At 42.3% G+C, this 21,751-nt stretch carries 15 protein-coding genes, 3 tRNA genes and 3 rRNA genes; 16 read left to right on the top strand and 5 right to left on the bottom strand.

The features are described 5' to 3' along the window. The first annotated feature begins 359 nt into the window (after window positions 1–359). Complete coding sequence (locus ABFV83_RS13615; RefSeq protein ID WP_349944547.1) at window positions 360–2,033, top strand: S8 family peptidase; 1,674 nt, start codon at window positions 360–362, stop codon at window positions 2,031–2,033. 187 nt (window positions 2,034–2,220) lie between these two features. Further along, window positions 2,221–2,514, top strand: a complete 294-nt coding sequence (locus ABFV83_RS13610) for a phage holin family protein (RefSeq protein WP_349944546.1) — start codon at window positions 2,221–2,223, stop codon at window positions 2,512–2,514. Window positions 2,515–2,608: 94 nt separating this feature from the next. Here the strand turns inward: ABFV83_RS13610 and ABFV83_RS13605 are convergent, their stop codons facing one another. The 3 genes from ABFV83_RS13605 to ABFV83_RS13595 form a co-directional block, all read right to left on the bottom strand. Further along, complete coding sequence (locus ABFV83_RS13605; protein WP_349944544.1) at window positions 2,609–2,791, bottom strand: hypothetical protein; 183 nt, start codon at window positions 2,789–2,791, stop codon at window positions 2,609–2,611. Window positions 2,792–2,899: 108 nt separating this feature from the next. Continuing rightward, window positions 2,900–4,570 (bottom strand): S8 family peptidase, encoded by a 1,671-nt coding sequence (locus tag ABFV83_RS13600; protein WP_349944542.1) that lies wholly within the window; start codon window positions 4,568–4,570, stop codon window positions 2,900–2,902. Window positions 4,571–4,840: 270 nt separating this feature from the next. Then, complete coding sequence (locus tag ABFV83_RS13595) at window positions 4,841–5,359, bottom strand: 2'-5' RNA ligase family protein (protein WP_349944540.1); 519 nt, start codon at window positions 5,357–5,359, stop codon at window positions 4,841–4,843. 257 nt (window positions 5,360–5,616) lie between these two features. Between ABFV83_RS13595 and ABFV83_RS13590 the strand changes: the two genes are divergently transcribed. Continuing rightward, window positions 5,617–6,237 (top strand): NUDIX hydrolase, encoded by a 621-nt coding sequence (locus ABFV83_RS13590; protein ID WP_349948922.1) that lies wholly within the window; start codon window positions 5,617–5,619, stop codon window positions 6,235–6,237. 108 nt (window positions 6,238–6,345) lie between these two features. Here the strand turns inward: ABFV83_RS13590 and ABFV83_RS13585 are convergent, their stop codons facing one another. Further along, the gene (locus ABFV83_RS13585) at window positions 6,346–6,819 is read right to left on the bottom strand and encodes a peptide-methionine (S)-S-oxide reductase (protein ID WP_349944539.1); all 474 of its coding nucleotides are present in this window, start codon (window positions 6,817–6,819) and stop codon (window positions 6,346–6,348) included. Window positions 6,820–7,272: 453 nt separating this feature from the next. On the opposite strand from ABFV83_RS13585, the gene ABFV83_RS13580 reads away from it, so the two are divergent. The 12 genes from ABFV83_RS13580 to ABFV83_RS13525 all read left to right on the top strand — a co-directional run bounded on the left by ABFV83_RS13580 (window position 7,273) and on the right by ABFV83_RS13525 (window position 19,311). After that, window positions 7,273–7,352 (top strand) — tRNA-Leu (locus tag ABFV83_RS13580). A 1,181-nt stretch (window positions 7,353–8,533) separates the two neighbouring features. Then, window positions 8,534–10,065 (top strand): 16S ribosomal RNA (locus ABFV83_RS13575). Between the two features lie 97 nt (window positions 10,066–10,162). Further along, window positions 10,163–10,280: ribosomal RNA gene (rrf, locus tag ABFV83_RS13570) — 5S ribosomal RNA — on the top strand. An 8-nt stretch (window positions 10,281–10,288) separates the two neighbouring features. Beyond that, window positions 10,289–10,361 (top strand) — tRNA-Ala (locus tag ABFV83_RS13565). A gap of 375 nt (window positions 10,362–10,736) precedes the next feature. Continuing rightward, window positions 10,737–13,629: ribosomal RNA gene (locus ABFV83_RS13560) — 23S ribosomal RNA — on the top strand. The 16S, 23S and 5S rRNA genes sit together here with 2 tRNA genes alongside, the layout of an rRNA operon. 98 nt (window positions 13,630–13,727) lie before the next feature. Beyond that, a tRNA-Gly gene (locus ABFV83_RS13555) sits at window positions 13,728–13,800 on the top strand. A 221-nt stretch (window positions 13,801–14,021) separates the two neighbouring features. After that, window positions 14,022–14,684, top strand: coding sequence for a Crp/Fnr family transcriptional regulator (locus ABFV83_RS13550; protein WP_349944537.1), 663 nt, complete (start codon window positions 14,022–14,024; stop codon window positions 14,682–14,684). Window positions 14,685–14,781: 97 nt separating this feature from the next. Next, on the top strand, window positions 14,782–15,966 hold the full coding sequence (locus tag ABFV83_RS13545; RefSeq protein ID WP_349944535.1) for an ABC transporter substrate-binding protein: 1,185 nt from the start codon (window positions 14,782–14,784) through the stop codon (window positions 15,964–15,966). Then, the gene (locus ABFV83_RS13540; protein WP_313185456.1) at window positions 15,963–16,988 is read left to right on the top strand and encodes an iron ABC transporter permease; all 1,026 of its coding nucleotides are present in this window, start codon (window positions 15,963–15,965) and stop codon (window positions 16,986–16,988) included. Before ABFV83_RS13545 ends, ABFV83_RS13540 begins: the two co-directional genes overlap by 4 nt. Continuing rightward, window positions 16,985–17,794, top strand: coding sequence for an ABC transporter ATP-binding protein (locus ABFV83_RS13535; protein WP_349944533.1), 810 nt, complete (start codon window positions 16,985–16,987; stop codon window positions 17,792–17,794). Before ABFV83_RS13540 ends, ABFV83_RS13535 begins: the two co-directional genes overlap by 4 nt. Beyond that, window positions 17,791–18,630, top strand: coding sequence for a DUF364 domain-containing protein (locus ABFV83_RS13530; RefSeq protein ID WP_349944532.1), 840 nt, complete (start codon window positions 17,791–17,793; stop codon window positions 18,628–18,630). The genes ABFV83_RS13535 and ABFV83_RS13530 overlap by 4 nt, the downstream gene beginning before the upstream one ends. Window positions 18,631–18,651: 21 nt before the next feature. Continuing rightward, window positions 18,652–19,311, top strand: coding sequence for a cupin domain-containing protein (locus tag ABFV83_RS13525; protein WP_349944530.1), 660 nt, complete (start codon window positions 18,652–18,654; stop codon window positions 19,309–19,311). Between the two features lie 237 nt (window positions 19,312–19,548). On the opposite strand, the gene ABFV83_RS13520 is transcribed toward ABFV83_RS13525, so the two are convergent. Next, entirely contained in the window at window positions 19,549–20,445 is an 897-nt protein-coding gene (locus tag ABFV83_RS13520; protein WP_349944529.1) for an AraC family transcriptional regulator, read from the bottom strand. 286 nt (window positions 20,446–20,731) lie between these two features. Between ABFV83_RS13520 and ABFV83_RS13515 the strand changes: the two genes are divergently transcribed. Further along, complete coding sequence (locus ABFV83_RS13515; protein WP_349944527.1) at window positions 20,732–21,751, top strand: ABC transporter substrate-binding protein; 1,020 nt, start codon at window positions 20,732–20,734, stop codon at window positions 21,749–21,751.

The following is a 21,751-nucleotide window of genomic DNA, read 5'->3' as shown; positions in this document are numbered from 1 at the left end:
AGGAATTAATATACGGTGGAAATGTGTTGAGAATTTGATGAAAATGTGAAGAAATTGTGAAAAGAATAAATAAAAATGGAGCACCGCAGGATTGGGGAAATACGGCACTCCTAAGAAGAGTTATATAAATTATAGCGCAAGTAATCGATTAAGTAAAGAGAAATAAGTAACTTTTTATAGATTATATGTTAATATTTTGTGAATATATCATAATTCCCAATATAAAATATAAATACTAGTGTTAATTCCCTATTGCCATTTTATTCTTGGGATTGTGGCGGATTCTTCTGCTCATATTGGAAGCCCTTCTGCATAAAATATATCATATGCTTCATTTGAAACAGGCAGGAGGCTGCAAAATGGAAAAAATACTGGATAATCGGTATTATGATCTGATCATAAGTAATGCCATGGTTCCAACCTATAATACTGGTGATAATATTACTATGCTGAATGAAATGAATTCCCTGCTGCATATAACAAAGGATCAGATGGATGCCTGTGATCTTGGTGCAAATCCCTATCATTCCTTTCCGGCTTTATATACCCTGGAATCATCGGTCAGCATTGAGAAATCCGGCGTTGGAGCGGTTCAGAGAACGCCTGGATTTGGTCTGATTGGGCGAGGGGTAATCATCGGTATTGTGGATACCGGTATTGATTACCGCCATCCGGCATTTAAGTATAATGACAGAACAACCAGAATTCTATCCATATGGGATCAGACACAGGTGGGAAGTACACCTCCAAGGGGGTTTACCTTTGGAGCTGAATATACCAAAGAGCTGATTAATTTTGCATTGATATCTGAAAATCCTTATGCAATTGTTCCCACGGTTGATACGATACGTCACGGAACCGCCATTGCAAGCATCATTGCCGGACGGCCTAATGATGCTTATAATTTCAGCGGTATTGTTCCTGATGCGGATCTTCTGGTTGTAAAATTAAAAACGGCAAAAGAAAACTTAAAGAATCTGTTCTTTGTTCCGGAAAATGCTTTGTGCTATCAGGAATCCGACATCATCCTTGGAATCCGGTATCTGGTTACTACTGCCCAAAGGCTGAACCGGCCTCTGGTCATATGCATTGCTCTTGGAAGCAGTCAGGGAGGGCACGACGGAAGGGGAGCCTCCAGCGTCTATCTGAATTATCTGGTACAGCAGCCCAAAATCGGGGTGACCGTTGCTGCCGGGAACGAAGGAGACAGCCGAAGGCATTATTTCAACAGTACTCAGTCAGAGCCTTATGTAAACGGCTTCCGGTTAAACGTAGGAACCAATGATAAGGGACTTTCCATGGAAATCTGGCCATACATACCTTCCAGGCTTTTTATAGAGATCACCGCTCCCACCTGGGAGTCATCACCGATCATTTATCCGACCTTTGGAGAATGCAAAAAAATTGAATTTCAATCCGTAGGAAGCACTGTCTGGGTGAATAATATTATTTTTGAGGAGGGAACCGGTGATCAGCTGATTCTGGTACGTTTTCAAAATATAGCCAGCGGAACCTGGTATTTTAGAGTTGGAAGCACTGAGAATGAAGCTTTTTCATTTCATGCCTGGCTGCCTTCTGGAAATTTAATATCAAATGAGACCTTTTTCCTGGATTCCAATCCGAATACGACCATAACCGCTCAGGGAGATGCAGTACATCCTCTTACTGTTACGGCCTATAATTCTATGGATGATAATATTCTTAATGAATCAAGCAGAGGATATACCAGAATGGGGCTGGTAAAGCCTGATGTTGGGGCTCCCGGCTACCAGCTTCCCTGTGCGCTTCCTGACTTTCAATATGGAACCGCTACCGGTACCGGAGCTGCGGCCGCCCATGCGGCAGGGATCGCGGCCATGGTAATGGAATGGTCCTACAATAAAGGAAACTATACGGCTGTTACCGGATATCAGGTCAACCGCCTGATGATACGCGGAGCAAAGCGGGATCCATCGTATGTTTATCCCAACAATGTATGGGGGTACGGGCGGCTGGATGCGGAAAATATGTTTAGACAGATGACAACATTTTAAGATCAGGACCTTCAGACTGGGCGGGGGATTTTCTTCGGCAGTCTGAAGGTCTTTTCTGTGATGGGCCGGACATGTATCCGGTGGGAGAACAGGAACGTTTGAGGAAAAGAAAGCATCAATTAAATCAGGTGATTATCACCGGGCTAAAGGGGTTAAGGCTAAATTTCTGAGTGGGGAAAGGATTATTATGGAAGAAATTATAAAATATGTGAAACCAGAACTGGTTGTAGTGGCGGTGGTCCTTTACCTGCTGGGGCAGTGGATCAAGCAAAGCCAGACGATTAAAGATAAATATATCCCGATGATTAACGGAGCAGTGGGCATTGTTTTATGCGGTGTTTACGTAATGTCCATATGTGAGGTTCACACCATCCAGCAGATCGCTACGGCAGCATTTACAGCAATTACCCAGGGAATACTGGCTGCGGGGCTGAGCACGTACGTTAATCAGCTGATCAAGCAATCTGGTAAAACAGAATAAGGTATGCCGTTTGTGACAGGGGTCTGGGATTTGCCCGGGCCCTTATCATATGATGCATAGATCAAAATGGCGGGTTTTCGGAAACCCGGCCCGCCTATTTCCTTTTTTTAAGTTCTTTTCTGATCCTGGGTTCTATTCCTCTGCGCTCCATTTCAGCCATGATGTTCTCGAATTCTCCGGGAGGAGCAGAAGGAGGGATTACCTCCCTGCTGGCTGCCTCTAACCGGTTGAATTCTTTCTCCAGGCTTTTTTCGTATTTCTTATTCCAGTGTCTCATACTATCACCTCCCAGAAAATTATATAACAGTTGTAAAGCTACTTTTATGTAATGTTCTGGATATAGGGAAGAAAGTTAGTTTTAGAGACAATTATAGTTCTCATTCCATTAAATGCTGGTAAGCTGCCTGAATAAATTAGTCACATTCACCTGGCCGTATCCCCATATGTTATTGGGATAGGTGGATGAGCTGGCCCGCGTGGCCCCTCTCATAATCAGCCGGCTGACATCAATGCCGTTGATCGTGTTGTAATGGTCCCTGACAATGGCCCACTCAAAAACCATGGAAATAATGCCGGCTGCATGGGCAGCAGCAGCGCCTGTTCCTGTTACAGAACCGTATCCGCCTCCAGGAACTGCACAGGTGAGCTGGTAACCGGGAGCTGCAATATCCGGCTTAACAAGGCCGATTCTTGTATAGCCCCTGCTTGATTCACCGAGAACTGAATTATTAATCTGGTTGTAGGCAGTAACAGTCAGCTGGCGTCTGCCGTTTCCAGGTGAGGTGATGGTGGTATCCGGAGAGGAATTAAGAAAAAAGGTCTGGTCGGATATAAGATTGTCTGCAGGAAGCCAGGCATGAAAGGACATAGGTTCATTATCTACACTCCTTATCCGTATACGCCAGATTCCGGGAGTGGTGTCCTGAAAGCGGACCAGGATCATCTGGTCTCCGGTTTCCTCTTCAAACAGATAGTTGTTGATATAAAGTGTAGTAGGAGTGAATACAAAGTTGAATGTTCTGCAGTCGCCGATGGCAGGATAAACCTGTTGGGTGGATTCCCTGTTTGGTGAGGAAATGTCAATAGAAAGCCGTGCAAGAGAATATGACCAGATTTCCATGCCAAACATTTTATCATTTTCCCCTATTCTCAATTCGAAATCATTGTAATAAGGCTCTAATAAGGTGGAATTAAAATAATGTCTTTGGCTATTTCCCTCATTACCGGCAGAGACGGATATGCCGATACCGGGCTGAATTGACAGGTCATTTAGGTAACCGCTTAGAGCGCCTCTCCCGTCATGGCCTCCCTGGTTGCTCCCAACGGCAAAGCAGGTGACCACAGGGCGGTTAAATCTTTCCTGAATGGTAAGGGAATAACGAAAGCCGAGCATAAGATCGGATTCCTGAAAGCATAAAGCATCATCGGGAATAAAATAAAATTTTCTTAGATTTTGTTTTGCTTCCTTCAGCTTTACGATCACCAGGTCAGATTGAGGGACTACCCCGCTAAAGGCTTCCAGTATATTGGGAGTACCGGCGATAACGCTTGCAATGGCTGTTCCGTGTCCGTTGGTGTCTGTTGTTGGCACAACGGATAAGGGGTCTTCAGAATTCAATGCAGCATTGATTGTATCCCGGCTGTATTCCGTACCAAAGGTAAACGTATCAGGTGGAGTACCCTCCTGCTGAGTCTGGTCCCATATGGTGAGGATACGGGTCGAACCATCGCTGTTGCGGAAAGCAGGATGCTGGTAATCAATACCTGTATCAATGACTACAACAATTACGCCCTGTCCGAACAGAGCTAAGGCAGGATTTCGCTGCACCTCCCCAATACCGGTCTGCTCAAGACTGACTGTAGAAGTGGGGGTATATATAGCCGGAAAAGTGTGATAGGGATAATTTACCAGATCGCAGGTGTTTATGTCTACAGTCGGGACATGCAGCAAGGAATGCCGGTTATTTAAATAGGTAATGTTATCATCACTGGGAGCTGAAACCACTGGATTGGTAATGATTAAATCATAATAATTGTTATCCAAAACTTTTTTCACAGTTAAATCTCCTTGCTGTTACTGACAGCAGCAATCATGTATTAAGCAAAATGAGAGAGGCTGTCTGAAATTGGGCTGTCCTGGCAGTGATGCCGGGCTGATATGCATGTTAAATGATATGGCAGCAGACGAAAAAATATGAGAGATGGATTGGCAGATCTTCCACAAAAGGCAAAAACACCGGGAAGACTTGTATTTACAAGAAATCTCGGTGTTTTTATCAGGTCAGGAACAAAAGAAGAGAGAGGAGGAATCCTGTCTTTTGGAAGCTTATTTCCACAGCTTATGTTCGCTTATTATAATTGACTCCTCCAATGATCCAATCATTTCTACTGAAATTGTGTTTATCACGGTCCTAAATGTCTCATTGCACTTAGAAACATCAAAATAAGCCCTTTCCAGTTTTTCTATAGAGTGCAGATTTCCAAGAGTTAAATGGGGACAATAAGGCTGTCCTTTGTTATACTCCCTCAATACACCGGAATATAGCCTTTCATGGATTTTAAGAATATGTTCCTTTCCTTCTATAATATTTAAAAATAAATAATTCCCAAATTCATCAGGCTGCTTCGAAACTCCATGGAGAGTGATTTCAAAGGGTCTGATATTCATAAGCTTATCATTTAAATGTCTGTTTAATTTATCATTACTAATGTTGCTTTGAAACGGAAAAACTAAAGTGATATGCGGTTTAACAAGAGCGGATAATGGGTCGTATTGATCCCTATAGAATTGAATCACATCCATGTTATGAAACTCTGGAAATATCATGATTGTCCTTGTATTCATATTGACGCCCCTTTCTAGATCTATGCTTCCTTTTATTTTGTGGCAGGTATGCTTTGGTTAATCTTTCGGCTGATCGCTGAGAAAGTTAACAGGGGCGGTAATAACAGCCTTCTTTTTCTGATATTTCCGTAACCGCCATTTTGCGGTTTTTCCCATTGTTTTACCGGCTGTGACTGCGGAGGGACTGAAAAGATAATCTTGATAGTTATGAGTTAGTAAGATAATATATTATTTATGAAGGACTGGGAAAGGAAAGAATTATGGAAGATAAAAAGTGGCTTGAATGGGCGGTTGAATTGCAGGCAATTGCACAGGCTGGACTGTATTATACGAAGGATTGCTTTGACCAGGAACGGTATGAGAGGATCCGGGAGATTTCGGCTGAAATAATCAGCAGGCAATCAGAAATGCCTGTTAAAAAGGTCAAAGATTTATTTTGTTGTGAAACAGGATATCAAACTCCCAAGATAGATTCCAGGGCTGCTATTTTTAAGGACAACAGGATTCTCCTGGTAAAAGAAGCCGATGGAAAATGGTCATTGCCAGGAGGCTGGGTCGATGTGAATTTATCGGTAAAAGAGAATATCATAAAAGAAGTCATGGAAGAAGCCGGTCTCAATGTCAAGGTCGAAAAAGTCATTGCTGTGCAGGACAGAGAAAAACATAATCTTCCTGCCTATGCCTATAAGGTTTGTAAAATTTTCATACAGTGTTCCGTTCTTGGCGGTTCATTTAAAGCAAATAATGAGACTACAGACAGCCGGTATTTTTCACTGGAAGAATTACCGCCCCTTGCTACGGAAAAGAACAATGCAGAACAAATAAAAATGTGTTTTCAGGCTTTTTCGGAACGAGACTGGAAAACAATTCTGGATTAGGTATCCGGCAGGTGACTGCAGTGAAATTATTAGGCTGCTGACCATAATATTAGGTCAGCAGCCTTTTTGATCCCAAAACAAGCTTCATATTATGCTTATAACAGTAAGTTATGAATATTTATGTAATAAATTTTTAGGAATATGACAATAGTCATTAGGGCACCTATCTAACCTATCTTGATGTTCATCTGCACTTTTAACGTAATTCATTAGCGGAAGAACTTCCACTGCAATTTTGTCCCTATCTGCTCTTTCTGTTATATAATTCTTGGCATCTTCCAAATGTCGAGGCACTTTACTATATACCCCTGTGCGGTATTTTTCTCCTACATCATTACCTTGTTTATTCACACTGTAAGGATCTATAATCTCAAAAAAATAATCCATTAGTTGAGAAACAGTTACTATTTCAGGGTCAAATTCTGTTTTTACGCATTCAGCATAACCATCATACCCGCCTTCGAGAGTATTTGAATAACCATTTGCTCGTCCTGCTTGAGTATTAATAACACCTTTTAGTGTTTTGATAAATGCTTGTACACCCCATAGACAGCCACCTGCAAAATATATTGTTTCAACCATAGTATTTACCTGTTTTCTTTCATCAAATATAAATAACTTTCATGAGTAGAATACCACCATACTTACTAACTATCAATCAATATTAATTTTCCAATGTGCAGTAATACTTTAAATCCTAATTCAGTCCAAAAGATGGGTGATTTATATAAGTCGATCTTTGAGTAAAAAGAATTTGATTAAATATGATATTATTAAAGTGCTGGGATAATTGGTGACGGTATGAAGGAGACTTAGCCTTATTATAGAAGATATACGTTTAAATGTTTGTGCTGATTATTTTAAGTGAGCCTGTAATAGTAAAATTGTGGCGGTAGTTTTTATGAGAGTGGAGCCTGACTATGAAAATTTTATGGAATCTCTTTGCATGAGCTTTTGTTTTATATTTGTCTTGGAAAAATGACTCCTTTTTCTTGACAATTTTACAGTCAAATGGTATCATCTATGTTGTTGTCAGCGGGTATGGCGGAATTGGCAGACGCGCCAGATTTAGGTTCTGGTGGGAGACCGTGCAGGTTCAAGTCCTGTTACCCGCATGATTCTACTTTGATGAAAATACCGGAGTTCCTTGTAAATACAGGGGGGCTCCGGTATTTTGTTTTTTCGGCAATGCTTCTGATTCCTTGCCGTGTTACATTTTCAAGAATCATAATTATGAATTTAAATAATATTAATCGTAAAGAACTCATATTTATCCTCAATGCAACTTTAATGCCGGTCGGAACAAATCTTACCATATGCGGCTATCGACTGGTATACATGGCAGTCTTTGACGAGTATAATGCAGTCTTCCATCTTTCAAGCTTGCCCGTGGAGTGAGCAGCATCAGTTTCGGCATCAAAAGTTCGGCCAACGGGATCGATGTTTAACAGATATTCAAAGAACTTATATTCATTAAAAGTTATGGCTGAGGAAATGAGCATGAAGAATAAGACTGCATAGCCTTTCATCGTTTGAAAAACCACTAAAAGACGCTTGATATAAGGAAGACTCTCAGAAGCACAAACAAATGGCGCAGGTATAATGTTGAAAATGATTTATCTAATTGGACGATATTAAATACGCAAAGATGAATATACAGGCATTTAAACTCTGTAATATAGAAGAAAAACATTGATATGTACCATATTGTATTATATTTCGACTTTGCAATATAATGTTTAAAATATTAATTTGAAAAATTTCAAATTAAATGTTGACTTTTGTCAAATGCTTTGGTATGATATAACTCGCCGCTGAAAACGGCGGCAAATTTCTTCTAAAACACATCGATGAACGATGAAAAAAGTTTTGAAGAAAATTCAAAAAAAGATTGACAGAAACAACCAGTTATGATATCCTATAAAAGTTGCTGCTGAGACAGCGGCACAGGAAAAAGCACTTTGAAAACAGAAGATTGAACAGTATGTAAAACCCTGAAAATTCTAATAAAATAAGTCATGTTTGATGGCTTTGAATGAGAAAATTTCAGAACGAATACAAGCAATTGTATACGAACCAAACAACAAGTAAAACGGGAAATAAATTAGCTAGTTAGTTGATTTTGACCCCGGATTGAACCGAATGGCAAGTCCAAGCGGTACGCTCATGAAGCTTTGCTTCATTCGCTACCATTTGCTTCGCAAATGTTCGGAGATTCGCAAAAAAGTCCTTATGAAAGCGAGCTTTCAACAGACTTTTCTACAAATCACCGGCCGCTTTCAAAGACTATCTGCTTAAATTTGAGAGTTCGATCCTGGCTCAGGATGAACGCTGGCGGCGTGCTTAACACATGCAAGTCGAGCGAAGCGATTTTAAGGAAGTTTTCGGACGGAATTAAAATTGACTGAGCGGCGGACGGGTGAGTAACGCGTGGGTAACCTGCCTCATACAGGGGGATAACAGTTGGAAACGGCTGCTAATACCGCATAAGCACACAGTGCCGCATGGTACGGTGTGAAAAACTCCGGTGGTATGAGATGGACCCGCGTCTGATTAGGTAGTTGGTGAGGTAACGGCCCACCAAGCCGACGATCAGTAGCCGACCTGAGAGGGTGACCGGCCACATTGGGACTGAGACACGGCCCAAACTCCTACGGGAGGCAGCAGTGGGGAATATTGGACAATGGGGGAAACCCTGATCCAGCGACGCCGCGTGAGTGAAGAAGTATTTCGGTATGTAAAGCTCTATCAGCAGGGAAGAAAATGACGGTACCTGACTAAGAAGCCCCGGCTAACTACGTGCCAGCAGCCGCGGTAATACGTAGGGGGCAAGCGTTATCCGGATTTACTGGGTGTAAAGGGAGCGTAGACGGCAATGCAAGTCTGGAGTGAAAGCCCGGGGCTCAACCCCGGGACTGCTTTGGAAACTGTGTTGCTAGAGTGCAGGAGAGGTAAGTGGAATTCCTAGTGTAGCGGTGAAATGCGTAGATATTAGGAGGAACACCAGTGGCGAAGGCGGCTTACTGGACTGTAACTGACGTTGAGGCTCGAAAGCGTGGGGAGCAAACAGGATTAGATACCCTGGTAGTCCACGCCGTAAACGATGAATACTAGGTGTTGGGGAGCAAAGCTCTTCGGTGCCGCCGCTAACGCAATAAGTATTCCACCTGGGGAGTACGTTCGCAAGAATGAAACTCAAAGGAATTGACGGGGACCCGCACAAGCGGTGGAGCATGTGGTTTAATTCGAAGCAACGCGAAGAACCTTACCAAGTCTTGACATCGGAATGACCGGTCCGTAACGGGGCCTTCCCTACGGGGCATTCCAGACAGGTGGTGCATGGTTGTCGTCAGCTCGTGTCGTGAGATGTTGGGTTAAGTCCCGCAACGAGCGCAACCCTTATCCTTAGTAGCCAGCAGGTAGAGCTGGGCACTCTGGGGAGACTGCCAGGGATAACCTGGAGGAAGGTGGGGATGACGTCAAATCATCATGCCCCTTATGATTTGGGCTACACACGTGCTACAATGGCGTAAACAAAGGGAAGCAAAGGAGCGATCTTAAGCAAACCCCAAAAATAACGTCTCAGTTCGGATTGTAGTCTGCAACTCGACTACATGAAGCTGGAATCGCTAGTAATCGCGGATCAGAATGCCGCGGTGAATACGTTCCCGGGTCTTGTACACACCGCCCGTCACACCATGGGAGTTGGTAACGCCCGAAGTCAGTGACCCAACCGTAAGGAGGGAGCTGCCGAAGGCGGGACTGATAACTGGGGTGAAGTCGTAACAAGGTAGCCGTATCGGAAGGTGCGGCTGGATCACCTCCTTTCTAAGGAAGAAGAAGTAAGGGTTTTATATACTGTTGAGTCTTTGGTTTTCAAAGAAATAAAAAAGAATAATAGAAACACCAAGAAAGACAAAAGATTTCTGGTGCCGATGCGCTTAGGGGAGACACCCGTTCCCATCCCGAACACGATGGTTAAGACTTAAGCGGCCGATGGTACTATGCTGGAGACGGCATGGGAGAGCAGGTGGGTGCCAGATTACTTTATGGGGGTGTAGCTCAGTTGGGAGAGCACCTGCCTTGCAAGCAGGGGGTCAAGAGTTCGAATCTCTCCATCTCCATTTGGTGTAGTTACGAAGGTGTACTTCGAAAAGCTGACGCTTTTCTCAGTCACGGCGTTCCACGCCTATACAATGAAATACAAAACTGCTTATGAAAGCAAGCTTTCAACACAGTTTTCCATTCCATTGTGCACGCTTCTGATTGCATCACGCATGTACCTTGAAAACCACATATTGAAATATATCTAGATAAAGTTTTTATATGTCAAAGTATAAAGACAATATCAAGACATCCGAGGTGTTACATCTAACGATGTAACCAAACAAAACTCGTTAAAGTAACCGTAACGTACGGTGAAATAACAACCTAAGACCAGAGATACAACGCTATGTATCTTAGATTAGTAGCCCGCACCCGCAGGTGAACATCGAATTGGTTAAGCTATAAAGAGCACAGGGTGGATGCCTTGGCACTAAGAGCCGATGAAAGACGTGATAAGCTGCGAAAAGCTTCGGGGAGGAGCAAATATCCTTTGATCCGGAGATATCTGAATGGGGAAACCCAGCTGAGCAAACCTCAGTTGTCGTATGGTGAATAAATAGCCATACGTCGGGAACCCGGGGAACTGAAACATCTAAGTACCCGGAGGAAAAGAAAGAAAACTCGATTTCCAAAGTAGCGGCGAGCGAAATGGAAGGAGCCTAAACCAGTATGCGTGCATACTGGGGTTATGGACTGCAATAAGTGAGACGATTTGTTACCAGAACGGTCCTGGAAAGACCGGCCATAGAAAGTGAAAGCCTTGTATGGGAAAGCAATAGTCAGCGAGCAGGATCCAAAGTACCACGAGACACGAGAAACCTTGTGGGAATTCGGGGGGACCACCCCCCAAGGCTAAATACTACTTAGTGACCGATAGCGCATAGTACTGTGAAGGAAAGGTGAAAAGGACCCCGGGAGGGGAGTGAAAGAGAACCTGAAACCCTGTGTTTACAAGCTGTGGAACCACGTTAAAGGTGGAACCGCGTACTTTTTGTAGAACGGTCCGGCGAGTTACCGTTACTGGCAAGGTTAAGCACTTAAGGTGTGGAGCCGAAGGGAAACCAAGTCTTAATAGGGCGAATGAGTCAGTAAAGGTAGACCCGAAACCGGGTGATCTACCCATGTCCAGGTTGAAGTTTCCGTAAAAGGAAATGGAGGACCGAACGCACATCCGTTGAAAAGGGTGGCGATGAGGTGTGGGTAGGGGAGAAATTCCAATCGAACCCGGAGATAGCTGGTTCTCCTCGAAATAGCTTTAGGGCTAGCCTCGTATTAGTCTGCCGGAGGTAGAGCACTGAATTTCCTAGGGGGCGTCAAAGCTTACCAAAGAATATCAAACTCCGAATGCCGGCCAGATGATGTACGGGAGTCAGACTGCACGAGATAAGTTGGGTAGTCAAAAGGGAAAGAGCCCAGACCACCAGCTAAGGTCCCAAAGTGCGTGTTAAGTGGAAAAGGATGTGGGATTTCACAGACAACTAGGATGTTGGCTTAGAAGCAGCCACACATTCAAAGAGTGCGTAATAGCTCACTAGTCGAGAGGTCCTGCGCCGAAAATGTCCGGGGCTGAAACACGACACCGAAGCTGTGGAATGTGTATTTATACACATTGGTAGAGGAGCATTCTTAACGCACAGAAGCATTACCGTAAGGAGATGTGGAGTGTTAAGAAGAGAGAATGCCGGAATGAGTAGCGAGATGGAGGTGAGAATCCTCCAGGCCGAATATCTAAGGTTTCCAGAGTAAAGCTGATCTGCTCTGGGTAAGTCGGGGCCTAAGGCGAGGTCGAAAGACGTAGTCGATGGACAACAGGTTGAAATTCCTGTACCGCATATCATCAGAACTGTGGGGACACAGAACCGAAGAAGAACCCGGGAATGAAAAGACCGGGGCAAGCACTAGACTGGCTGGGAAGGCAAATCCGCCCAGCAACAGGAAGGTGTGACGCGTACCGAACATAAGTAGGGAAGTCTTTGTAGGGGCTGTCAAGAAAAGCCGCTATTGTGTGATATGTGCCCGTACCGTAAACCGACACAGGTGGATGAGGAGAGAATCCTAAGGCCGGCGGGAGAAGCATTGTTAAGGAACTCGGCAAAATGACCCCGTAACTTCGGGATAAGGGGTGCCTGGGAAACCAGGCCGCAGAGAATAGGCTCAAGCAACTGTTTAGCAAAAACACAGGTCTATGCAAAACCGAAAGGTGAGGTATATGGGCTGACGCCTGCCCGGTGCTGGAAGGTTACGAGGAGGGGTTAGCGGCAACGCGAAGCTCTGAATTTAAGCCCCAGTAAACGGCGGCCGTAACTATAACGGTCCTAAGGTAGCGAAATTCCTTGTCGGGTAAGTTCCGACCCGCACGAAAGGCGTAATGATTTGAGCGCTGTCTCAACAATGCACCCGGTGAAATTGAAATACCAGTGAAGATGCTGGTTACCTGCGCCAGGACGGAAAGACCCCATGGAGCTTTACTCCAGCTTGATACTGGGATTCGGTACTGCATGTACAGGATAGGTGGGAGGCTATGAAGCAGGGACGCCAGTCTCTGTGGAGCCGATGTTGGGATACCACCCTTGCGGTATTGGATTTCTAACCTGCAGCCATGACCTGGCTGGGGGACAATGTCAGGCGGGGAGTTTGACTGGGGCGGTCGCCTCCGAAAGGGTATCGGAGGCGCTCAAAGGTTCCCTCAGAATGGACGGAAACCATTCGAAGAGTGCAAAGGCATAAGGGAGCTTGACTGCGACACCGACGGGTGGAGCAGGTAGGAAACTAGGACTTAGTGATCCGGTGGTATAAAGTGGGATTGCCATCGCTCAACGGATAAAAGCTACCCTGGGGATAACAGGCTTATCACTCCCAAGAGTTCACATCGACGGAGTGGTTTGGCACCTCGATGTCGGCTCATCGCATCCTGGGGCTGTAGTAGGTCCCAAGGGTTGGGCTGTTCGCCCATTAAAGCGGTACGCGAGCTGGGTTCAGAACGTCGTGAGACAGTTCGGTCCCTATCCGGCGTGGGCGTAGGATATTTGAGAGGAGCTGTCCTTAGTACGAGAGGACCGGGATGGACTGACCTCTGGTGTATCTGTTGGCTATCAAAGCCATGGCAGAGTAGCCAAGTCGGGAAGGGATAAACGCTGAAGGCATCTAAGCGTGAAGCCCCCCTCAAGATGAGATATCCCATCGCAAGAGTAAGACCCCTTGAAGACGACGAGGTAGATAGGGCAGAGGTGGAAGCATGGCAACATGTGCAGCTGACTGTCACTAATAGGTCGAGGGCTTAACCAGGTTGGTTTAGGTAAGAGGAAGAACGGATGAAGATAGATATGTAACAATGTGTGGTTTTGAGGGTATATGCCTCAAAAGAAAAAGTTAAAAAGAGATGTGCGCGAGTGGCTCAGTTGGTGGAGTACGACCTTGCCAAGGTCGGGGTCGCGGGTTCGAGTCCCGTCTCGCGCTCTTTTAATTAGGTGGCTGGAACCTTGATTTTACAAGGGTTTCCAGCTGCTTTTTGTTTTAAAGGCATTGTCTTAATTTCATATTTCTTCCTCCGCAGCTTTTAACCGCGGTAGGATAAGGAGTAATCAAAAAATCCTGAAGCAACAGCCTGCAATTATTTGACAAAGAAAACAAAATGATATAGAGTTAGATACAACTAACACACTACATATGGAGAATAAATGGAAGAATATTTTGGAATTTTAAGAAAATCAGATATATTTCAATTGGCCGATGATGAGACTATAAAACGTGTCCTCTATTGTTTAGAGGGGCATATCAGGCTCTATGGCAAGGGTGAAATAATATATCATTATGGAGATATGATATCGAATGCTGGTATCGTTCTAGAAGGAAAGGTGGAACTTATTGTACCAGGAGCAATCGGAGATGATTCAAGTATAAAGGTGGCTATCCCTTCGGATTCTTTTGGATGTTCACATTCATGTATAACGGACCAGCCTTCACTTGTGACTGTTATTGCAAGTAAAAAAACAAAAATTCTATTTTTAAAAATGTCAAAGCTTTTTAGCCAGGAAGCTATAAAATGTAGATTTGCATCGTTTGTAACAGCTAATTTGTTGAGGCAGACAGCGTTTGCAAATCTTGAACAGAATAGAAGGATCCATATTATGAGTAGGCGTTCTATACGAGACAAAATTTGGACCTTGTTAAACTATACTCCTCTTGAAGGGGATAGATGCTTGATCAATATGAATAGACAGGAAATGGCAGACTATCTTGGTGTTGAGAGAAGTGCATTATCAAGAGAACTCAGCAGAATGAAAAAAGAGGGCTTTATAGATTATAGAAAAAATGTATTTATAATAAATAAATATCAATAAAAGGATTACTTTCGTTGCAGTTGCAATGGAAATAATCCTTTTTTTAATATAAACTTATATAGGAGTTAGTCATAACTAACAGGATAAGGAGGATATTATGAAATTAAAAATTAAAACAAGTTCACTTTTATTAGCATCAATGTTGTTATTAACTGCATGTGTTTCAAATAATAATAAAGATACGGCTGCCTCATCAGTGGTAGAAACCACATCTGAAGAAGCAATAACGGCTGCTGAGGAAGATGAAACAGATTCCAAAGCAGATAGCGGGCTATCAGGTACTCATATGGTAGTAGACCATGCTGGAAATCGTGTTGAAGTTCCAGATAAGATAGAGCGTATTGTAATAGACCAGATTCCAATCTTGTCTACATACATGGCATATTTTGAAGGTTCAGCGCCGCATATTGTTGGGTATAGTGGTTCTTTTAAGGAAACCATATCAGAGACGGCATTAAAGAACATTGCACCTGAGCTGCTTGAATCATCAGATACAGTATATGCACAATCAGACCTGAATATAGAGGAGATCATAAAGCTCAAACCAGATGTGATTTTTTATAATGCGAATAATAATGAGCATGCACAAATATTAGCTTCAAGTGGAATTCCATCCATAGGATTTGCCACAGTAGGCGCAGATTCCCCAGCAGATCCAATAGAAAGGTATAAGCAGTGGCTGATACTTCTTGAGGAAGTGTTTGGAGAGAAGGGTAAGATGAATGGCCTTATTGAAGCAGGTGATAAAATCATTGAAGATGTGGAAACCAGAATAGAAAATATACCAGAGGATAAGCGTCCAAGTACAATGATTTTATTTAAGCTGATAGATGGCGTTCCTCAAGTTGCTGGTAAAGGCGTATTTGGTGATTATTGGCTGCAGCACCTTGGAGTTAAAAATGTTGCAGAGGAGGCAATGGGGTTTGCACAGGTTAGCTTTGAGCAAATATATGAATGGAATCCCCAGGTATTATTTTTAAATGGCCCGGGTCTGCTAAAACTAAACAGGCAGGATGTAATAGATAATAAAGTTGAGGGTGTAGATTTTTCAACAATACAGGCAGTAAAAGATAAGCGTGTATATAACACAACACTAGGTATGTGGAACTGGTTCACCCCTAATCCCGATGCACCTCTTGTATTAGCCTGGCTTGCATATAATACTTATCCGGAAGAATTTGCGGACTACCCTCTGGAAACAGTAATACGTGATTATTACCAGAACTTTTATGGGTACGAAATTACTGATGATGAAATGAAGGGAATGCTCCAATTGCGATGAAAAATACAGTTTGGATCAGGCATAACAAATTCACGATTGCTGCAAAACTGACAATGATACTATTACCAATTGCTACTGCAATAATATGCTTGTGTATAGGAAGAATGAATCTTTCTATTATAGAGGTTATGAACACTTTATTTGATGCAGCAAAGGGGAATAGAGAAAGCCAGAACTATTCAATTGTTATAAATTTAAGAGCACCAAGAATAATAATGGCAATCATTGTCGGAGCTGGTCTTACATGTGCGGGAAATGCCTTCCAGTCACTTTTTTCTAATCCGCTTGCAACACCAGATGTACTAGGTGTTACAAGTGGAACCTGTGTGGGCGCAATCATTGCCATTATTATGTCCATGGGCATCATGGAGACTCAGTTGCTTGCATTAGCTTTTGGACTTTTTGCTGTGTGGATTACCATGGTACTGGCAAGAGATAGAAATGGGCAGTCGGTAGTATTTCTAGTACTAGCTGGAGTAATCATATCGGCATTGTTTAATGCAGTAGGTTCTTTATTGAAATATACTGCCGATCCTTTAGATAAACTTCCAGCGATAACATATTGGCTTATGGGAAGCTTTACAAGTGCATCCTATAAAAAAATCATGGTAGGCTCGCCACTGATACTTACAGGCATTGCAGTTATATATCTGATGAGATGGAAATTAAATATATTATCACTCAGCAGTGATGAGGCAAGAGCGAGCGGAATGGATTTAAAGAAAACGCGCTTAGTTTTTGTACTGGCGGCTACTATAATAACAGCTTCATGTGTTTCAATGTGTGGACAGGTTGGGTGGATAGGACTTCTGATACCGCACTGTTCAAGAATGCTTGTAGGAAGTAACAATCGTTATGTGGTTCCTGTAGGAATCAGCATTGGCGCTAGTTTTATGATTATCATTGATACGTTTTCAAGAAGCATTAGTGTCATAGAACTTCCACTGTCCATTCTTACCGCAATTATTGGAGCACCGGTATTTATATCATTGCTAAAAAGAAATAGGGGGAGCTTACATTGATATTTGAAATACAAAATGGAAGTTTCAGCTATCCAGGCCAACAAAAGATATTAAAGAATATTAACTTTAAATTAAATAAGGGCAGGATTTTATCCGTGCTTGGCCCTAATGGAGTAGGGAAAACAACACTTTTAAAATGTATGGTTGGGCTTTTAGACTGGGTGGATGGTAAAAGCTTTTTATATGGAGAGGATATAAAAAGCATAAATTCAAAAAAACTGTGGTCAAAGGTTTCCTATATCCCCCAGTCTCATGCATTTGCATTTTCAATTACAGGTCTTGAGATGGTTGTTCTTGGACGTAGTGCACATCTTGGAGTCTTTGAACAACCAGGTATCAAAGATATAGAGATGGCGGAAGAAATAATGAAGCAAATAGGGATAGAGAGGCTGGCTAATAAAGACTGTAACCATATGAGCGGGGGAGAACTGCAAATGGTGCTTATAGCAAAAGCGCTTATAAACAGGCCTGATCTCATTATTCTTGATGAACCAGAAACAGGTCTTGATTTCCATAATCAGATACTGGTGCTGAGTCTGATTGAGCGTATGGCGCATGAAGAAGGAATATGTGCTGTTATGAATACACATTATCCTACAAATGCAATTTCTGTTTCTGATGAAGCGCTCATGCTAAATAGTACTGGCGAGTATGTATATGGACAAACTCAGGATATCCTTAATGAAGAGAATATTTCAAAAGCATTTAATGTGAATGTTGCAGTGAATCAATTTCAATATAGCGATCGTATTGTAAAGAGCATTGTTCCAATTTCAATTACGAACGATAAAGGAGGCAGATTATGAATGATTTAAGTATAGCACTGGAAATGATACATAAAAACTATGAAAAATATAAGGATCCTATTCCAATCATAAAAGAATTTGTAATGGGATACAGATGGTTCATGGTATCTGACACCAATGACAGATTATCCATGTCGCTGCGAGTGGGACAGGAAAAAGATTTTGGTGAATATGAGAAAATACTAAAATCCTTCATTGGCAGACCGGCAGACGACTGTGTTTATGACCTTATTAAGCGGTCTGATCCCGAACTTAGAACAATAGCAGCCTGTTTATGCAATCTCTTAAGCAAGCCATTTAACTCAGCAGACAGACTTAAAGATAGAGGAATTATCCGAACAGAAGGGCGTATATTTGACTATGATGTAAAAGATAAAAAGGTTGGAATCATAGGTTATGGTCTATATAATGAGGTTTTTCTTGGAAAGTGTAAGGAATTTCATGCTTTTGATTTTCGAGACCCCAAGGGAATTTTGAATTATAGAATTGGAAATGAGACAAAAGTATATCCAGAAAACATCTATTGGCATCTTGGAGATAATGCTCTTGAACATAAAGATGTACTTGAAAGTCTGGATATAGTAATAATGACTGGTTGTACAATCGTAAATAATACCTATAAAGATATTCTCAAAGCATGTAAAAATACAAAAATCAGAGGGATTTATGGTCCAAGCGCTGAATTATGTCCGGAATATCTGTTTGATCTCGGATATAATTATATATTTAGTGCTTCAGTAAGGGATAAGGAATCGTATTATAAGTCTACGTTTGCAGCGATTCCAGAAGGAATGGATTTATCTTATATGGATTGTTATGAGCTTGGGCGTATCTGAAAAATCATAGGAGGCAGTATTTTGCAAACAGGGGTATATTCAATTTCAAAAAAGCATGTGCCAAAATCAGGCATGACAATATCAACAAATGCGAAACTAGGGAAACAGTCTATTGTACACCATTTTTCACTGGGAAGTGGCACTGATATAAGTTCAGAAGCTTATGATAATCCTGTGATCTATATTGGAGCCTGCGGAACAGGTTTATTTGATATTGGCACAGATGGTAGTTGTAAGCTGCAGATGAATTCACAAAATATAATTTTTTTACATGAGGGAACATTGTGTGGAGTTAATTCCGTAGGAGAAAAGGGACTCATATACACAGAAATACAATTTGAAAAGGGGAGTAAAATGAACGAAATTTTAAAAGCCAATGAGGTATTTGATTTAAAGAATCTTATAGACTATGAGGAGGGGAGCATTGCTAATATTGACCTTGCATCTGGCGAAGGTATGAAGTTTATGATTCTATCGTTTGATGATGGCTGTATGCTTTCTGAACACAGAGCTCCTGGGGATGCATTATTTTTTGCACTGGAAGGAAAGGCAACGATTACCTATGAAGGGAAAAGCTATCATATAAGAGAGGGTGAAAACTTTCGTTTTGAAAATAATGGACTTCATAGTGTTAAGGCAGAAGGAAAATTTAAAATGGCACTTTTACTTACTTTAGAATAAGCTTATTAACCTGATATAATTAAGTTGTAACACTCAAGCTGGACAAGGGGAAAAACCTTGTCCAGCTATTTCTATTTAAATAAGATTTTTTGATCAGCTCCGTCTTTTGTTGCCACATCCCGCTTGCCGCCTACATAATCTGAGTGTTCCTTGATTTTTTTATTGAGTGCCAGCTAAGTCAGCCCCTTTGTTCTGGCGCTGACCTTGCAGCCTTTATAAAACTATTTTTATATCAAATTATCTTATCAGGACACGCGGAGGAATTCCGAATTTCTTTTGAAACGCCTCCGAGAAATGGCTTACGTTTGTATACCCCACAGCAAAGGCCGATTCACTCACGTTATGTTCCCCTTGCTCTAATAACGCAAACGCTTTTTCAAGCCGCTGCTCCCGAATAAACTCATAAACGGTTTTCCCAAAATACTGCTTAAAAGAACGTTTTAACTTACAATCATTCATATGGATTATCCGGGATAATTCCAGCAATGTTGGGGGTGACTCCAGCCGATTCAGAAGAATCTCACGTGCATAAGTCAAACGATCCATATCTGCTCTGGATAGCTGGCTTACATATTCCCTGCTGTTATCTTTGTAAATCAGCCTTTCTATATTAATGGATAACAGCTCTAAAATATAGCTTTCTAACAAAAGCCTGTTTATTTGATCCGCTTCTTTTATAAAACACATATCCAATTTATTTATAATGCTTTCTTCCCGAGCATCGCTTTTAAAACCACAGCAAGAATACCTATCTTTTTGGAAAGAGCGAAATCCAATATTGCTTTTACCACAAACCGCTTCACAAAAACCATCGAACGTGTAAGGGCTGACCCAAATAGAGTATAGCTGAACTTCTTCGCCACTGCTGTATTCTGAATGTGCGCAAGCCTCTCCTAAAAAACCCAGCGACGAATATCCGGGTCGAAGCTCCACAGGCACACGATTTACCTCGCCGTATATGAAATTTTTTCGAGTATAGCTTAGTTCAAACACAGGGGCTGTGGTGCCAGATTGTCTCTTTGTATTATTGGAAAATATACCAGAGGATACCATGATATGTACATCCGGACGTATTGCAATTGTTTTTTTCGGAAATATATTTGATGATTCAAATTTCAACGGTAAATATGACATTTTATCAGTCCTTTGTAATGTCCGTCTTCGAACAAAGAAAATCCGCCGAGGGGCAGAAAATATTTTATTAATCTACTATATTATAGTTAGCTTTAACTAACTAGTCAATAGTTACTTTCTGAAACAAATATCCAGTGCGTACTGCAAGAATACGACTGACCCATATAATTCCGTCAAGGGGCAGAAAAACTCCGTCTAAGGGCAGAAGGTAAGCCGGACTTTTTGTATACTAATTAAGGTTAGCTATTCCTAACTAAAATGCACGATTTACATTAGGAGGTTTAAAGTGAAGAAACAACTTATGATTACAATTTGTCTTATGCTGGTGATGGCACTGGCCGCATGCGCACCTGCGGCAGATCACTCACAAGCATCAGGCCAATCAACACCTTCCGCTCAGACTGCAGAACCAGCAGGTCAAAATGGCGATACCATTACGGTTGAAGACATGAAGGGCCAGGTTGAAATTCCCGCTAATCCGCAGCGAATTGTGGACGTTTCCGGTTTAGCAGATGAACTAATCATTCTGGACATGCCATTTATTGCATCAGCCAATACCAGTATGTATGATGGCATAACCGTTCCGGACTATCTTCAGGAGTATTTCACCAATAACAAGATTGAAATCGTTGGCAACTATTCCGGAGCCGCCGCATCGGGTGATTTGAACCTTGAAAAGATTGCGGAGCTAAAACCGGATCTTATTATTATGAATATCCGGCATGACAAGGTATATGAGCAGCTCAAAGGCATCGCTCCCACGGTGATGATTAACGATGACATCAGCTATGTCAACTGGCGGGGGCGCTTTCAGCAATTAGGGGAGTGGTTTGGGAAAGAGGATGTTGTGACACAGTGGCTTGCTGATTATGATGTAAAGGCCGCTGAGCTTTCCGCAGAGGTTAAGGAAATGGTTGGCGACGAAACCTTTGCTGTTGTGGAAGCCAATTCGGTGCATTTTGGTTCCTACTATGTTTATCGGACCGGAGGCCCGGGTGAACTGATATATGATGAATTAAAGCTGACACCTTCCTCGGGAGTTCCGGAGAATGTCTGGGGAGAAGTAGTTGATGCGGAGTACTTTTCAAAAATTGATGCGGATCACATTTTCTTTTTCAGCGATGACGGCCGGATTGGAGATACAGGAAACAGCCCTGTTTGGCAGAATCTAAAAGCCGTAAAGGCCGGAAATGTATATTATGGTAAGAATGAGGCGCAATACAATATGGCATATACGGCAAACGGCAAACTGCTGTATATGGAAAAATTGGCAAACACCATCCTCAACCGCAGCAATGTTGAATAA

Origin of the sequence: Lacrimispora sp. BS-2 (assembly GCF_040207125.1) — a bacterium.
In the GTDB taxonomy this organism is placed as follows: Bacteria; Bacillota; Clostridia; order Lachnospirales; family Lachnospiraceae; genus Lacrimispora.
This window is presented reverse-complemented; position numbering and strand designations above follow the sequence as displayed.

Bases quoted from the DNA above. Each gene is read 5' to 3' on its own strand.
- ABFV83_RS13615 (WP_349944547.1), top strand. From the start codon at position 360: ATGGAAAAAATACTGGATAATCGGTATTATGATCTGATCATAAGTAAT.
- ABFV83_RS13610 (WP_349944546.1), top strand. From the start codon at position 2,221: ATGGAAGAAATTATAAAATATGTGAAACCAGAACTGGTTGTAGTGGCG.
- ABFV83_RS13605 (WP_349944544.1), bottom strand. From the start codon at position 2,791: ATGAGACACTGGAATAAGAAATACGAAAAAAGCCTGGAGAAAGAATTC.
- ABFV83_RS13595 (WP_349944540.1), bottom strand. From the start codon at position 5,359: ATGAATACAAGGACAATCATGATATTTCCAGAGTTTCATAACATGGAT.
- ABFV83_RS13585 (WP_349944539.1), bottom strand. From the start codon at position 6,819: ATGGTTGAAACAATATATTTTGCAGGTGGCTGTCTATGGGGTGTACAA.
- ABFV83_RS13550 (WP_349944537.1), top strand. From the start codon at position 14,022: ATGGAAGAATATTTTGGAATTTTAAGAAAATCAGATATATTTCAATTG.
- ABFV83_RS13545 (WP_349944535.1), top strand. From the start codon at position 14,782: ATGAAATTAAAAATTAAAACAAGTTCACTTTTATTAGCATCAATGTTG.
- ABFV83_RS13540 (WP_313185456.1), top strand. From the start codon at position 15,963: ATGAAAAATACAGTTTGGATCAGGCATAACAAATTCACGATTGCTGCA.
- ABFV83_RS13530 (WP_349944532.1), top strand. From the start codon at position 17,791: ATGAATGATTTAAGTATAGCACTGGAAATGATACATAAAAACTATGAA.
- ABFV83_RS13520 (WP_349944529.1), bottom strand. From the start codon at position 20,445: ATGTCATATTTACCGTTGAAATTTGAATCATCAAATATATTTCCGAAA.